General features: G+C 58.1%; 15 protein-coding genes and 3 pseudogenes. 10 read left to right on the forward strand and 8 right to left on the reverse strand.

Annotated features, from left to right (window positions below; translation table 11 throughout):
* The 6 genes and pseudogenes from C9413_RS14505 to C9413_RS33290 all read right to left on the reverse strand — a co-directional run.
* The coding region (locus C9413_RS14505) for a Na(+)/H(+) antiporter subunit D (protein ID WP_170250585.1) at positions 1-1,325 on the reverse strand (1,325 nt) is incomplete at its 3' end.
* Entirely contained in the window at positions 1,318-1,572 is a 255-nt protein-coding gene (locus C9413_RS14510) for a hypothetical protein (RefSeq protein ID WP_040115125.1), read from the reverse strand. The genes C9413_RS14505 and C9413_RS14510, both read right to left, overlap by 8 nt.
* On the reverse strand, positions 1,569-3,032 hold the full coding sequence (locus tag C9413_RS14515) for a monovalent cation/H+ antiporter subunit D family protein (protein WP_040115124.1): 1,464 nt from the start codon (positions 3,030-3,032) through the stop codon (positions 1,569-1,571). Before C9413_RS14515 ends, C9413_RS14510 begins: the two co-directional genes overlap by 4 nt.
* 4 nt (positions 3,033-3,036) lie before the next feature.
* On the reverse strand, positions 3,037-3,339 hold the full coding sequence (gene nuoK, locus C9413_RS14520) for an NADH-quinone oxidoreductase subunit NuoK (protein ID WP_040115123.1): 303 nt from the start codon (positions 3,337-3,339) through the stop codon (positions 3,037-3,039).
* Positions 3,339-3,833 carry an NADH-quinone oxidoreductase subunit J gene (locus C9413_RS14525; RefSeq protein WP_040115122.1) on the reverse strand — a complete coding sequence of 165 codons (495 nt, stop codon included), beginning with the start codon at positions 3,831-3,833 and terminating at the stop codon, positions 3,339-3,341. The genes nuoK and C9413_RS14525 overlap by 1 nt, the downstream gene beginning before the upstream one ends.
* Before the next feature lie 257 nt (positions 3,834-4,090).
* Positions 4,091-4,469 (reverse strand): annotated as a pseudogene (locus C9413_RS33290) (ABC transporter ATP-binding protein); the annotation flags it as partial.
* A 412-nt stretch (positions 4,470-4,881) separates the two neighbouring features.
* Between C9413_RS33290 and C9413_RS14535 the strand changes: the two are divergent.
* The 5 genes and pseudogenes from C9413_RS14535 to C9413_RS14550 all read left to right on the forward strand — a co-directional run.
* Positions 4,882-5,190 (forward strand): co-chaperone GroES, encoded by a 309-nt coding sequence (locus C9413_RS14535; RefSeq protein WP_170250587.1) that lies wholly within the window; start codon positions 4,882-4,884, stop codon positions 5,188-5,190.
* Positions 5,191-5,239: 49 nt separating this feature from the next.
* Entirely contained in the window at positions 5,240-6,874 is a 1,635-nt protein-coding gene (gene groL / locus C9413_RS14540) for a chaperonin GroEL (RefSeq protein WP_040115120.1), read from the forward strand.
* A gap of 72 nt (positions 6,875-6,946) precedes the next feature.
* A complete protein-coding gene (locus tag C9413_RS14545; protein ID WP_040115119.1) occupies positions 6,947-7,339 on the forward strand; it encodes a hypothetical protein in 393 nt (130 codons plus the stop codon).
* Positions 7,340-7,912: 573 nt separating this feature from the next.
* A pseudogene (locus tag C9413_RS33295) lies at positions 7,913-7,984 on the forward strand (DUF736 domain-containing protein); the annotation flags it as partial.
* A gap of 274 nt (positions 7,985-8,258) precedes the next feature.
* A pseudogene (locus C9413_RS14550) lies at positions 8,259-8,408 on the forward strand (Tn3 family transposase); the annotation flags it as partial.
* A 333-nt stretch (positions 8,409-8,741) separates the two neighbouring features.
* On the opposite strand, the gene C9413_RS14555 reads toward C9413_RS14550, so the two are convergent.
* Positions 8,742-9,686 carry a LysR family transcriptional regulator gene (locus tag C9413_RS14555; RefSeq protein ID WP_040115117.1) on the reverse strand — a complete coding sequence of 315 codons (945 nt, stop codon included), beginning with the start codon at positions 9,684-9,686 and terminating at the stop codon, positions 8,742-8,744.
* 128 nt (positions 9,687-9,814) lie between these two features.
* Between C9413_RS14555 and C9413_RS14560 the strand changes: the two genes are divergently transcribed.
* From C9413_RS14560 to speB, 5 genes are read left to right on the forward strand one after another with little or no spacing between them, the layout of a single operon-like run.
* On the forward strand, positions 9,815-10,660 hold the full coding sequence (locus C9413_RS14560; protein WP_040115116.1) for a transporter substrate-binding domain-containing protein: 846 nt from the start codon (positions 9,815-9,817) through the stop codon (positions 10,658-10,660).
* A gap of 9 nt (positions 10,661-10,669) precedes the next feature.
* Entirely contained in the window at positions 10,670-11,320 is a 651-nt protein-coding gene (locus tag C9413_RS14565) for an amino acid ABC transporter permease (RefSeq protein WP_040115115.1), read from the forward strand.
* On the forward strand, positions 11,320-11,967 hold the full coding sequence (locus tag C9413_RS14570) for an amino acid ABC transporter permease (protein ID WP_210263499.1): 648 nt from the start codon (positions 11,320-11,322) through the stop codon (positions 11,965-11,967). The genes C9413_RS14565 and C9413_RS14570 overlap by 1 nt, the downstream gene beginning before the upstream one ends.
* A 1-nt stretch (position 11,968) precedes the next feature.
* The gene (locus C9413_RS14575) at positions 11,969-12,751 is read left to right on the forward strand and encodes an amino acid ABC transporter ATP-binding protein (RefSeq protein WP_040115113.1); all 783 of its coding nucleotides are present in this window, start codon (positions 11,969-11,971) and stop codon (positions 12,749-12,751) included.
* A 19-nt stretch (positions 12,752-12,770) separates the two neighbouring features.
* Positions 12,771-13,742 (forward strand): agmatinase, encoded by a 972-nt coding sequence (gene speB / locus C9413_RS14580; RefSeq protein WP_040115111.1) that lies wholly within the window; start codon positions 12,771-12,773, stop codon positions 13,740-13,742.
* Between the two features lie 971 nt (positions 13,743-14,713).
* Here the strand turns inward: speB and C9413_RS14585 are convergent.
* Positions 14,714-15,081 (reverse strand): zinc-binding dehydrogenase (locus C9413_RS14585; RefSeq protein ID WP_170250588.1); only part of this gene is annotated, 368 nt, incomplete at its 5' end.

Here is a 15,081-nt window from a genome sequence, read left to right on the forward strand (position 1 = left end):
GGATAGGGTAGCATTGCATAAAGCGGCCGCGGAAACACACCGATCGCAATGCAGAGCACCGCCGCCATACCCATCGCAACCAGCATGTTCCCGGGCGGCTCCCTGGCCCCTAGGCCCTGGTCCTTACCGAAGAACATGTAGTACGGGAGCTTGAGACCGGGGTGCAGGAACGTCCCGGACGATGCCATCGTCAGCGCAAGCACGACCAGCGCGCGGTGATCCTGCCCGGCGGCGGCCACGACCATCGACTTGGTGACGAAACCAGAGAAGAATGGAAATGCCGAGATCGCCAAGGCGCCAACCATATAGAGCGTCACGGTCAGCGGCATGGACTTGTAGAGCCCGCCGAGTTCGGTGAGCTTACGCCGCCCAGTGACATGAATCACCGCCCCCGCACCCATGAACAGAAGCGCCTTGTAGAGGATATGGGCGAAGGCATGGCTGGTGGCTCCGTTCACCGCCATTTCCGTCCCAATACCCACGCCCGCCACCATATACCCTACCTGGCTGACGATGTGATAGGCAAGCAGCCGCCGGCAGTCGTTCTCCAGCACCGCGTAGATAACGCCGTATAGCGCCATCGCAATGCCGAGCCAGACCAAAAGCTCGGTCCCCGGAAATGCCCGCGCCAACACGTAAACGGCGGTCTTGGTGGTAAAGGCGCTCATGAACACTGCGCCTGTGACGGTCGCCTCCGGATAGGCGTCGGTGAGCCAGGCGTTGAGCGGCGGCACTGCGGCGTTGAGGATGAACCCGGCAAGGATCAGGTAGACGGCCACGCCCATTTCTCCCTCGATCGGGCCGAAAAGAGATGAACCGGTGGCGAGTCTGTGGAGAACCACGCCGCCGAGCAGGCAGACCCCGCCGGCAATATGAACCATGAGATACCGGAACCCCGCCCGGATTGCCTTGTCGCCTCCCTGGGCAAAGACCAGATAGGCAGAGGCAAATGCCATGCCTTCCCAGAATAGGTAGAGGGTCAGGTAGTCGCCGGCGAATACCACCCCGAGTGCACTGCCGACGTAGATGAATGCGGCCACATGCTGGCCGGTGCGCGTCAGGTGCAACGCGTAGACCGTACCGATCAGCGCCATGACGGTGAAAACGGTGGCGAAGACGATACTCAGCTTGTCGACCTTCGCGATCACGATTTCCTGCCCGATAAATCTTGCCTCGCCATAACTGCCCGGCTCCATCGTGAGCACGGCAAGGATCGCCAGCGTCGGGATCAGCAGCAGATAGGCCTTGCCGATCGATCCCCTGAGGAACGGTATCGGCAGAGCACCGAGAATGAAGAGGAGAGCCGGATGGATGAAGTCAGTCATAATAGTCCTCGCGCCGCATCAGCCCGATGCGATGGCCGAGAAACTTGGAAACGAAGATGAGCAGAACGCAGGAGCCAAAACCGTAGACGGCGGACCAGCCAGGCAGGCGCTCCCAAACGTATTCGGCGTGTTCGCGAGAAACCAGAAAGTCGGCGGCGACGATCAGAACGAGTGCCAGATAGAACAGTCGGCGGCGCTGTTTTGCCCATTCTTCGTCACCAAAGAAATCGACCACGCGCTTGATCATCTGACCACTCCATCCGCCAGGGTAAGGAAATAATCGGGGAAGATGCCCATCAGCACCGATAGGATGGCGGTCGCGACAAGCGGGATCGTGATCATCGGAATTTCACGGACGGTCGCCTGGCTCTCCTGCGACTCGGTCCCGAAAAAGGCGACGTAGCTGACCGGCAGGAAATAGGCGGCGTTCAGGATCGAACTCACCAGGAGTACGACCAGGAACGCCATCTGTCCCGCCTCCACCGACCCCAGCGTCAAATACCATTTGCTGACAAATCCCGCGGTCGGCGGCACCCCGATCATGCTGAGCGAGGCGACGAAGAATGCCCCCATCGTCCAGGGCAGCCGGCGGCCGATGCCGGCCATGTCGCTGATATTGCGCTTTCCCGATGCGCAATAGATCGACCCGGCGCAAAAAAACAGCGTGATCTTTGAAAATGCGTGTGCTGCAATGTGGATGATCCCGCCGACCATTGCGACCGGCGACAACAGGACCGCGCCCAGCACGATGTAGGAAAGTTGGGAAACCGTCGAATAGGCGAGCCTAGCTTTCAGGTCGTCCCGTGTCAGGGCGTAGACCGACGCCATCAGGATCGTGAATGACACCAGATAGGCCGTGACGATGCCGAGGCCCAGTTGTCCGACCAGCCCGACGCCGAAGACATGGAACACCACCCGCAGCACACAGAACACACCCATCTTGACCACAGCCACTGCATGCAAGAGCGCGCTGACAGGAGTTGGGGCCACCATGGCGGCCGGTAGCCAGGCGTGCATGGGCATCACCGCAGCCTTGGCGAAGCCGAAAAGATAGCAGAAATAGATAACCGTCAGCAGCGGCGCGGAGGCATTGACTCCCTCCAATAGCCCCCCATCCACAAAGTCGAGCGACCCCGCAATGGAATAGGTCAGTGCCAGCGCGGCAAGCAGCACGCTTTTCGACGCGCCCATCAAATAGACGAGGTATTTGCGGCTGCCCGCCCATCCCTCTTCGTCCTCGTGGTGGTAGACGAGCGGATAGGTAACGAGGCTGAGCACCTCGTAGAAGATCACCAGCGTGAACAGATTGGCGGCAAAGGCGCCTCCGACGGCCGCCGCGAGACTGGTGGCGAAACAGGCAAAGAATCGAGTCTGCGCATGTTCGTTCAAGTGCCGCATGTAGCCGACGGAATAGAGCGCGGCGACGATCCATAGGAGTGAAGAGACGGTGGCGAACACCATGCCGAGCGCATCTGCCCGGAAAGCGAAGTCGGCCCCCGGCAAGATCTCGAACAGGCGCAAATCGACGGTTCCGCCAGCCAACACCGTGGGCGCCATGGAGGCGACGATCGCAAACAGGACGATCGCGGCCAACGGCGATACGAGATCGCGGATTTTCTCACGGTTATTCAAGAGAAGAACTGCCACGGCGGTCAGGCCCGGGACGGCGACGGCAAGCAGCGGCCTGATCGATATCACCGGGTCCAAGCCGTTATCCTTTCATCATGGTCACGTCGTCGACCTTGAGGGTGGATTTGTTCCTCACAAGGGCGACCAGGATGCCAAGAGCAACGGCAACCTCCGCCGCAGTGATTGCTATGACGAAGATGGCGAAGATCTGCCCGCGAAAGTCGTTGTAGATGCGCCCGAAAGCGATGAAATTGATGTTGACCGAGTTTAGCAGCAACTCCAGCGACATCAGCACGACCAGAATATTGCGCCTGAGCAGCACGCCCGCCGCTCCGATCACGAACAGGACCACCCCGAGCAGAATATACCACGACAGCGGAACCATCACCCCTGCTCCTTCCGCGCCAGCACGATGGCGCCGACCAAAGCCACCAACAGGATGACGGAGGCGACCTCAAACGGCAGAAGATAACCGGCGAAAAGCGTCGTGCTGAGCTGCCTGATCTCGTCGCCGCCGCCTACGGGAACAGTGACCGAAAAGCGATCGCTCCAGAGCACCAGGACCGACATCTCGATCCCAAGCAGAACGAGCATAACCAGAGCTGGCAGGTTGCCCCCGGGTAAGAACCGCTGCAACTTTGCTTCGCGCACATCGATCATCATGATCACGAATAGGAACAGGACCATGATTGCGCCGACATACACGAAGATCTGGATGACCGCGAGCAACGGCGCTTCGAGCAGGACGAAGATTGCCGAAATCTGCAGGAAACACGCCATCAGCGCCAATGCGCAGTGAACCGGATTCCGCGCCAGGACCACGGTCAGGGCCGTGATCACGGACACCGTAGCGAACAGAAGAAAGAACCCCTGATCCATCGACGCGACCCTCCCACGCGAGCTGTCACTCGGCGCGAGACGGCCGGATTTGAGATAGCTCAGCACTTCAGGTGCATTTATAAATTGTGCCCTACTATCCGATTTTTCACAAGATTATTGTCGTCGGCGGACAAACCACAGCGGTTGTGATGTGGCTAAGCCGCTCGCCAAGGTCTCGCAGCGCCGCCGCCTGGGCTTTCCTGCGTGACGAAGTGCTCGCAGATTTTGTCGAGCAGAGTTTAAATGCTGAACTGCGCTCACAACCTTTCTTCCTTAAAATGTTGCGTGGTTGCCGTCCGATGCCGGCGGATCGGAAGCATGATCGGCCTGCCCGAGGGGGATCGGCGATGAAGCGGCTTTCGGCCGAAGACCTGCGTGCATTCTCTTGCGTCAGCACATCCTCCGGTTTGCCGGAAACTTGACTCGCCCTCCAGCCATTGCGACGAGGTCGTCTGCGTAGCGAGCTGCCAGGTTGAGATCATGCAGCACCATGACAACGGTGGTTCCGCGCGAGATCAGCCAAGAAGTCCAGAACGTTGACCTGGATGGCTGCTTTCGAGACGTGTCGTCGGCTTGTCCAGCAGTAGGATTTCCGTCTGCTGGGCCAACACCGTGGCAATCCCAGACACGCAGGCGTAATACCGCAGTTGCCGGCGTAATTATTTCTTCGCGAGCTACCACTTCTCGCCTTGGACGAATTAGAATACTCGGAAGTCGCCTGGGGGCGAGCTCTTCAATGCTCTAAACGCTCAAGGCAATTAATTTTCGAAAGCGCGGCATGCATTGCTAGTGCAACGAAAAATAGTCCTATTTATTTCAAGAATCCTGCCGCCTATTCGGTGCTATAAGTTCAGGATCAAAAGGAATCGTCATGAAATTCGAACCAAATAATCCACGGGTTATCCTAGGGCTTGTTGTATTTCCTGACGGATAATGATCTGGATTATCCGCTTGCAGATAATATTTCTTGGCACTCCTACCAATCGAGTGCCAGAGATGTTATGTAATAGGTGCGGCCGCCCTATGCGCCGACCGCAGAAAGATCCTCATGACATTCCGTCCTCTCCATGACCGCGTCGTCGTACGGCGCGCGAAAGGTGACCTAAAATCCAAGGGCTGGTCCATTATCCCACACACGTCTCGGCAAACGCAGCAGGCGGCCACGGTGCGGCGCTGCGGCAGATTCTGCGGTCGTCGGCTCGCGCCGCGCGCAGTGGAGACCGGCGACGTGATCCTATTCGAAAAGGGGGCGGAAACCGGAATCGAACTCGATGACCAAGATCTCCTGATCGTGAAGGAGTGCGACGTCATGGGCATCGTCGAAAAGACCGAAGCGACCGCCGATACGACCGCCTAATCCGCCGAATTCCAACCCCGACTCTCAAGACCGAACTGGACCACAGACAATGTCTGCCAAGGAAATCATCTTCTCCACCGACGCACGCGATCGTCTGCTTCGCGGCGTCGAGGTGCTCAACAATGCCGTCAAGGTAACGTTAGGCCCCAAAGGCCGCAACGTCGTCATCGACAAGTCCTATGGCGCGCCACGCATTACCAAGGACGGCGTCGCGGTCGCCAAGGAAATCGAACTTGCAGACAAGTTCGAGAACATGGGCGCGCAGATGGTGCGCGAAGTGGCGTCCAAGACCAACGATCTTGCGGGCGACGGCACCACAACCGCGACGGTGCTCGCGGCCTCCATCTTTCGCGAAGGCGCCAAACTTGTTGCGGCCGGGATGAACCCCATGGATTTGAGGCGCGGCATCGATCTTGGCGTTGCAGCGGTACTTGCGGAAATCAAAGCGCGCGCCACGAAGGTTAGCTCATCGAACGAAATCGCCCAGGTCGGCACAATCGCCGCCAATGGCGATGCGACGGTGGGCAGAATGATCGCTGACGCGATGGAAAAGGTTGGCAACGAAGGTGTCATCACAGTCGAGGAGGCCAGGACGGCCGATACTGAACTCAACGTCGTCGAGGGCATGCAGTTCGACCGGGGCTATCTCTCGCCTTACTTTGTCACCAATGCCGAAAAAATGCGCGTGGAGCTGGAGGACCCATATATCCTTATCTATGAGAAGAAGCTCGGCAATCTGCAGGCAATGTTGCCCATCCTCGAAGCCGTGGTGCAGAGCGGCAAGCCGCTGCTTATTATTTCCGAGGATGTCGAAGGCGAAGCTCTGGCCACATTGGTCGTCAATAAGTTGCGGGGCGGATTGAACGTCGCTGCCGTCAAGGCCCCAGGTTTCGGCGATCGCCGCAAGGCCATGCTGGAGGACATCGCCATTCTGACGGCCGGCCAGATGATCTCTGAGGATCTCGGCATCAAGCTGGAAAATGTCACGCTTGATATGCTCGGGCGCACCAAGCGGGCGCTGATCGAAAAGGATACCACCACGATCATAGACGGCGCAGGTGAAAAATCTGAGATCGCTCGACGCATCAGCCAGATTAAGGCGCAGATCGAGGAAACCACCTCCGACTACGACAAGGAAAAGCTGCAAGAACGCCTTGCAAAACTCGCCGGCGGCGTTGCGGTGATACGCGTCGGCGGCTCGACCGAAATTGAAGTCAAGGAGAAGAAGGACCGCATCGACGATGCCCTGAACGCCACCCGCGCGGCGGTCGAGGAGGGTATCGTTCCGGGCGGAGGCGTCGCCCTGTTGCGCGCCAAGTCGGTTCTGGCAGGGCTAGCTGCAGAAAACGCCGACGTGACGGCGGGGATTTCGGTCGTGCTGAGGGCGCTGGAAGCCCCGATCCGACAGATCGCCGACAACGCCGGTGTCGAGGGCTCTATCGTTATTGGTAAACTCGCCGAGAGCACGGATCATAACCAGGGGTTCGACGCACAGACGGAGACCTATGTCGATATGATCAAGGCTGGCATTATCGATCCTGCCAAGGTGGTGCGGACCGCTTTGCAAGACGCCGGCTCGATCGCAGCACTTCTGATTACCGCCGAAGCGGTGATCGCCGATATTCCCGCAAGAGAATCTGCGCCGCCGGCCGGAAACGTCGGCATGGGTGGCATGGGATACTGAGGACAGTGCCTGAGCCGCTCGGCCAGGACGGCCGCAGCGGTGAACCAAACAACATCGGCAAGGAGAATTCCAATGGCCATGCAGAGCAGCAGCAAAACATCGATTTTCCAACGTTTCGACAGCTATCAGCCGTCGAAGACCATCCTCGTCTGGGCTTGTGTCGTCACTGCAGTCGCCACGATCATCGTCGGATTTAACTGGGGGGGCTGGGTGACGGGCGGCACTTCTCTCAAAGCAGCGGCAACTGCGGGCGAAACTGCACGTGGGGAACTTGCATCCGCCATATGCGTTGACCGGTTCAACAGTGCGACGGATGCCGCCGCAAAATTGGTTGAATTTAAGGCTCTTCCAGACAGCTATAAGAAGCGCCAGTTCATCGAAGCCGGCGGATGGGCAACCATGCCAGGACAAACCTCAGCCGACAGCAAGATCGCCGAAGGCTGCAGCACCGCGCTCTCCGCCTGAAGGGCCTCCTGTCTAAGACTTGCTTGGCGCCCCGGGGTGCTTTGCCTATCCGCCACAACAGCACATGAAGCGATATCCGTTTCCAAAAAAATGGAGCCTCCGCGTCGACATGCTCTAATGTCATGGAGGCCTCCTGAAACCTATCGCGGGGCTCAGGATGACCTGAGAAGGTGCATCATTTGCGAATGTCTGATTCCGCTTACGCTCATCATCGCTGAGAACCGCGCAGCTCGTTGGTGTGCGGATGTCCAGTGGAGGCGTTGGCCACCCGTCCCATGCGACCTTGCGAAACAACAACAAATCGGATCCCGTCACCGGGGCTTTGCGGGGGCTCGCAACACCCGATTCCTGCGATTGGTCGAGTATGCTATCCCAAAGCTGGCCGCATGATACTGCCGAGATTTAGGAGTGGGGCGTCTCGATCATTATTTCGACCATGAATTTTGCTTATAAGGCCTGGCTCCAGATTTATCCAAACGTCCCTGCGGCGTGTTGAAGCGTTTGAACGGATTGCCGCGAAGAGAGGAACTCAAACTTGCTCGACAGCTTCGGCCGACGATCCGAGCTTCAACGCCGATCTACGCCAACCTCGACGACGACGAGGACGGCGAAGGCTTCTCGCTGATCTGGTCCCGCCCCCAACGGGCGGCGCGGCGACTGAGGCCCGGCGCAAGGCCGGGGCCTTCAGAGTCCGTCCGAGAATTCACCATTAATGCAACAGACAAGAGCCCAAAGGCCTGAAGAATGCGCCTTGCGTTCTCTTCCGGGGTGGCAGCATCGATTTCCAAATCGGCCCAGTGGGCCCGAAGCTGCGATTTTGGCCAACTCGAAGAACGTTGTGGGAACATCGCTTGTGGGATTGACCAGGCAAACGCCGGCTTGTGACATTGCGCTCCAAATTGAGGAGCGTTGCAGTGAGTATATGAACACGCGCGTGCTGCAAACGGTGCTCGCCGAACCAGTCTGGCACGGCCGCATGACACCGGAAGATTATCGCGGCCTCACGCCGCTGATCTATGCCCACGTTAATCCCTATGGCCGGTTCGATCTCGATCTGGACAGCCGGATAGATTTCGGCAAATCGCTGCGTGAGCAGCGGCGTGAAAATGCGCGTTGCAAAACACAGGCGCAAAATTCCAACTTTTGTTGGGAGTTGTGCGAAAAATAGGAAGAGAAAAAGAATGTATGCACGAGGCATCGGATATACGGTTTGCCGCAGAGAAAATCTTGATGACGACGGTGCCCGGGCCCGAAGACATTTCAGTGGTTAGTTTCTTCAACCATTTGTGGGGGCGGTTGTAATGCTGTCACGCAATTTTCGATCGTTTCATCAGTAAAATCACGTCCGCGATATCGGGAAGATCCAGTCGATGGTATATAACCTAATCATGCGGTAATAGCCTTACATTCTTGTCGCATTTCCTGGGGCGACAGAATGTCCCATGTGTACAGCCTCTGAGGCAATGCCTGCCAGTTCACGGATGAAGAAGTCGAGTATGGTCGACGGTTTCTCCGTAGAACGCGTCGCGATGACGAAGGTGGAATGAATACGAGTTTCGTTCGGCATAAGCTGTCTAAAACGCCCTTTCTGCACCCAATCGCGGGCATAGTGGTCCGGCAAGTATCCAAGATAGTGTCCGGACATCACAAACATTGCCTGCGCCTCCATGTTGGAGGCAATGGCCCGCGCACGTGCTTTTGGGAAGAACTGCAATTCACGCATGTTGGCGTATGGCCGCACAACGAAATCGAAAGTCTCGATGTGCTCGATCGTCAATTCGGCTTCCGCCTGCCGGAAGAGGGGGTGCCCTTGGGCACAGTAAAGCGAATGGATTTCTTCCCGGAACCGCGAGAGCTTCAGACCCTGATAGGGTTGCGTTTCCGGTAGCAATGCTATGTCCAGACCGCCATTGGCAATTTCCGAAAGAAGCGCGTCCGGAGTGTCGATTGCCAGCTCAACGCGCGCTTCGGGCGCCCGTTCGCTGATACGGGCGATCACGCGGTGGATGGGCAGGTCGCTGTCGGTAATGGTATTATCAACGAGGCCGAGCCTTAGAGTGCCGGTAATGCGGTTTTTGAGTGCACCGATGTCGCTCTCGAAGGCATTGAGTGCCAGAAAAAGCCCTTTTGAACGCTCATGCACGATTGCACCACGGTCCGTCAGTTCAAAACCCGAGCGGCCACGCTGGCACAGCTTGAAACCCAGACGATCTTCCAGTGCCTTGATGTGGAAACTGACCGCCGACTGGCTGAGGCCCAGCGCGATCTGCGCACCGAGAAAACTCTTATGTTCAACGACCGCCCGAAACACGGTCAATGACCTGAGGTCGGATTGGGCAAGCAGCATCCGCGCGTCCTTACATTAATAATCTTGATGTAAACTCCACACGTTTCCTATTTTTCTTGTAGCATTGTCCATGCTTCCTTGTCTTCGGAGATCACGAAACGGTCCCGGAAAAACAGGGGAACAGGACTATGAAAGTCATTCGGAATTCGAAAAGCCTTCTGATCGGCGCCGCATTTGCCATCGCGTTGGCCGCGCCCGTTGCCCAAGCGGCCGAGCTACTCGAAAAAATCAAAACGGATAAGGTCTTCACGGTCGCTACCGAAGCACGCTTTGCGCCGTTCGAATTTGTCGAGGACGGCAAGATTGTTGGCTATTCCGCAGATATCATGGCAGAGGTCATGAAGGCTCTGCCCGGTGTCGAACTGAAGCGGCTCGACCTGCCTTGGCAGGGCATCCTTCCGGGTCTCGCCGCCGGCCGGTTCGATTATGTCGTGACCTCCGTCACGGTCACGCCGGAGCGCATGAAGGCTTATCATCTGTCCGCACCGATCGCCGATGCCACGATGGCTGTTCTGAAGCGCAAGGGTGATACCGACATTGCCATGCCGGAAGACATTGCCGGTAAACCGGTCGGTTCACAGGCAGGTTCGGCCCAGCTTGCCGCACTTGAAAAATTCGCCGGTGAACTGAAGGCAGGTGGCAAAGGCGACGTCACCATTTCAACCTATACAGATTTTTCAGAGGCCTATGCCGATCTGGGGGCCGGCCGTATCAGCGCCGTCATCAACTCGCTGCCGAACCTGCTGGAAGCCACCCGCCAACGCCCCGATGTCTTCGAAGTCGTACTACATACCTTTGGTGCCAAAACTTACTTCTCATGGGCTGGCCGCAACGATCCCGACAGCGCCTCGCTGAATGCGCTGATGGACGCCGAAATGGTCAAGCTGAACAAATCCGGCAAGCTCGCGGAGTTACAGAAGAAGTGGTTCGGCGCGACGATGGAACTGCCGGAAAAACTGGCCGTTAGCGAGTAAGGTCCAGTCGTGGACAGAGGACTCGCAGGTGTCTGGCCAGCTCTTCTCGATGGCTTCACCACCACCGTTATGGTCAGCTTTTCAGCGCTGCTTCTCGGTGCGCCGCTGGCCATTCTCCTTGCCGCGGCTTCACGCGGCGGCAGGGTTCCAAGCCGTCTGGCGGGACTTTATCTCTCCTTCTGGCGGGGGACGCCCATCCTCGTGCAATTGCTGATCGTCTTCTATCTACTGCCATTTCTCGGGCTGGAGCTGGAACCAACGCTAGCCGCAACAATGGCGCTGGCATTGAACACCGCAGCCTTCCAGTCCGAGATCTACCGCGCCGGACTGCAAGCGATCCCGCGAGGCCACATCGAGGCTGCCAGCATGCTCGGTCTGTCCGCAAGCCAGACGTTTTTCAGGATCGAAGCGCCTCAGGCGATACGCCTGATGCTGCCAGCCCTGATCGGGGAAATGCAGGCTCTGGTGAAAAACTCCTCGCTGGTATCGGTGATCGCCGTCACCGACATTACCCGCCGGGCGCAGCAGGTCGCCGCATCGACGTTTCGTCCCCTTGAGGCTTATGCCTCGGCATTGTTGCTTTACGTGATCATCGGCGCAGTTCTGGCGTGTATTGGCCTTTTGCTGGAGCGCCACCTGTCACGGGAGGCGAAACGATAATGTCGGGTTTCGTCAACGATATTCCACTCTACGCGGCGGGTCTTGCCACTACGATTGCTGTTTCACTGCTCGGCATCTTCATTTCCGTAATCGTCGGCATTTTTCTTGCACTTGCATTGCGCAGCCGCTTTCGGCTCATTGCGATTCCGGCCCGCGGTTACATCGAATTTGCGCGTGGCGCACCTCTCGCGCTGGTGTTGTTCCTCCTCTATTACGGGGGCCCGCAGTTCGGTTTGCTGCTGAGCCCCCACGTCGCCGGCATCGTCGGTCTCGGGCTTTATGGAGCCGGACCGTTTGCGGAAATCTTTCGTGCCGGCTTCAGTGCGATACAGAAGGGTGAGCGGGAAGCCGCCGAAATGCTTGGCCTGACACCGGGCCAGAGCTTTCTCAATATCGAACTGCCCCAGGCATTGCGGGTCACGCTTCCTGCCTGCGTCGGGCAGACAATCAATCTGGTCAAGGAATCTGCCGTGCTTTCGGTCATCACGCTTGGTGAACTGACAAAGGTCGCAGGTACGATCAGCTCCATCACCTTCGCTGTCGTCACCCCTTATCTTACCATCGCCCTCCTCTACTGGGCGCTCGTCGAAACTATCGCGCGTCTCGGCTTTTATGCAGAGCGACGCTTTACGGCGAAAGGCTCCTAATATGACCGCAAGTAAAGCTGCGATCTCGGTGCGCGGACTTCAAAAGCATTTCGGCGACAAGAGGGTGCTGACCGGCATCGACCTCGATGTTCATGCCGGCGATGTTACCTGCATCATCGGCCCCTCCGGTTCGGGCAAGAGCACGCTGTTGCGCTCCATCGCCTTTCTCGATCCTTATGACGGCGGCGACGTGCAGGTTTTCGGAAAGCTGATTGGCTGGCGGGAAACGCCACTCGGACGGGAACGGGCCGGTGCGAGGGAACTGGCGAAAGCGCGCGGGCCCCTTGGCATGGTGTTCCAGCACTTCCACCTCTGGCCGCACATGAGCGTGCTCGACAATGTGACCCTGGCGCTTCGGCTGGCACATGGCGTGCCACGAAAGCAGGCAGAGGAAACAGGGCGGGCGATGCTGGAGAAGGTCGGGCTTTCCACCTTCGCGGATCGCTGTCCCGAAAGCCTGTCCGGGGGACAAAAACAGCGCGTGGCCATTGCCCGCGCGCTGGCAGTCCGGCCGAAGGCGATGCTTTTCGACGAACCCACCTCGGCGCTCGACCCGGAACTGGTGGGCGAAGTGCTTTCGGTCATGAAGACACTCGCGGCGGAGGGAATGACCATGATCATCGTCACCCACGAGATGGGCTTTGCCGCCCATGCGGCCAGCCGCGTCGTGTTCATGGATAGCGGCCGCATTGTCGAGGAAGGCCCGCCGCAAACGCTTTTCGCCACCCCGAAAAACGAACGTCTTTCTCAATTTCTCCAGACCTGGCGCGAACGCGCACTTTGATAGCTTGAAAGGAACGATCATGGCTGCTCACGGATACGATAAAGGCCGGCTTAACCTGCCCTTCGTCGGCATTTCCACTTTTGCCAAGAGCCCTTATGTCGAGAACTGGGACCAGATCGACGCCGTTGTCGCGATCCTCGGCGCACCGTTCGATTTCGGTACGCAGTGGCGGTCCGGCGCCCGCTTCGGGCCAAGGAGCATCCGCGAAGCGTCCACTCTGTTTGCCTTCGGCCACGCCGGTGCCTACGATCACGAGGACGACGTGACGTATCTCGAAGGTGTCAGGATCGTCGATATCGGCGATGCAGATATCATTCACACCGACACTGCTTCGAGCCATGCCAATATCGAGATCGGTGTTCGCAAGATCCTTTCGGCAGGCGCGCTCCCGGTTGTGCTTGGCGGCGATCATTCCATTAACATCCCCTGCATCAACGCCTTCAGCGATCAGGAACCTGTCCATCTCGTGCAGTTCGATGCGCATCTCGATTTCGTCGATGAGCGCCACGGCGTACGCTTCGGCCACGGCAGCCCGATGCGTCGTGCTTCGGAAAAGCCCTGGGTGACTGGCATGACGCAGCTCGGCATCCGCAATGTGTCATCCACCGCCAAGGAAGGCTACGACCATGCCCGCGCCCAGGGGTCGGACATCCTGTCCGTGCGCCAGATCCGCAAACTTGGCGTAGATGCGGTTCTCGAGCGTATTCCAGCAGGCAAACGCTATTACCTCTCCATCGACATCGACGGCTTCGATCCATCGATTGCACCCGGCACCGGCACACCCAGCCATGGAGGCTTCATCTACTATGAAGTGCTGGAATTGATTGCCGGTCTTGCAAAGCGTGGCAGCATCGTTGGCATCGACCTCGTCGAAGTCGCTCCCGACTACGATCACACCGGCACAACAGCAATTCTCGCCGCCCAGCTGCTGCTCAATACTATAGGCCGGATATTCGCGGTAAATGTCTGGCCGCACGATCACATATGTTGACGTTCCCCCGAAATGATGAAGGAGCAACTCGCCGCCTTCGGGATGCCATCTCATGTTATCTCGCACGTCGTGACGATGGCCCGGCTCCACCGGGACAACCGGTACGATCGGTTCAGTGAAGATGTTGAAGGGCTGACCGGTATACCTCCGATGAGCGTTCGGGAGTTCGTGCAGAAGAACACGCAAGCCTTCGCACCGGTCGCGCCTTCGAGCGCGGGAGAATGAGCATGGTTTTAGACCGAAACGGCGCTCGCAAAGCGGCGTAGGGAGGCGTTCCAGAACGAACGGCATCGTGGTTGCGGGGGCAGGATTTAATCATTACTTGCGATCGACGAAGACTTCTTATGTGATGCTGAAATTTTTCTTTCTGGAAACCGTAGCGCATTATTTCGTACCGCAGCGTAGAAGCAGAACCAAACTATGTTTATCGCCGCTCTCGAGCGAGATTGAGTTGAGAGACTTTTCGAAATGCATAATGGTCCGCTAGGCGGCCTGCGGAATTTGGCGCGCCGCGCCGGGTGATGATGAGAACTATGTCTACTCCATAGCCCTCTAAGGCCCTCGTTTTTTCAGAATCGAGACCCATTGCCCTCCGTCCGTGGTTTTGGCTGACTGTAAAAACTGGATGAGGCGTTGCCGGATTTCATCTTCGCAGTCCGCCGATCGATTTCGCTCCCGACTGGACCAAGCACGGCCGCGCAGCACCCTTCAAGCGCAACGACGAGATGCTGGAAATCCTGCCCAAGGGCGTGATGCACTTCCCGGGCACCGGCATCAACGACAACCTCGCCGACAAGGCCAAGAAGCTCGGCATCCCGGTCTGGAAGTTCGGCGGCGCGTGAGCGCCGCCCTCAACAGCTACGGCAAGGTCTGGTGGCGAGCGGACAGCCGGATTCCGGGCGGCACGGGCGATAGCTGCCGTCCCGAAAATGATGGTATTTTGGGAGAATACCGCTGTCTTATCGATGTATCTATCGCGGCGTGGGGAGCTCGACAGTCTGGCCAACAACATCGATCGCCACCTTACCTCGAAGCCCACGGGAGCTTCCGCCTTCGAGCAGTTCATGCGCTTCGCCTAGGCGAGCCAAAGGAAACACTGCGCCGATCACCGGCTTGATCAGACCGCGTTCGATAAGGTTTGTCAGCGCGTCGAGCTTGCCTCGGTTCTGACGGGTGAACACGAAATGGTAGGCGGCGTTCTTTCCCCAAGCCTCGATCAGGTTCTGCGGCTGTGCGATGTCGACGATGCTGACCAGCCGTCCGGCATCCGCGAGGGCGAGCGCGCTTCTCGTCAGGGTGTCGCCTCCGATGGTGTCGAATACGACATTCACCCCTTGCC

It is taken from the genome of Rhizobium sp. SEMIA 4085 (assembly GCF_013004495.1).
Taxonomy (GTDB): Bacteria; Pseudomonadota; Alphaproteobacteria; order Rhizobiales; family Rhizobiaceae; genus Rhizobium; species Rhizobium gallicum.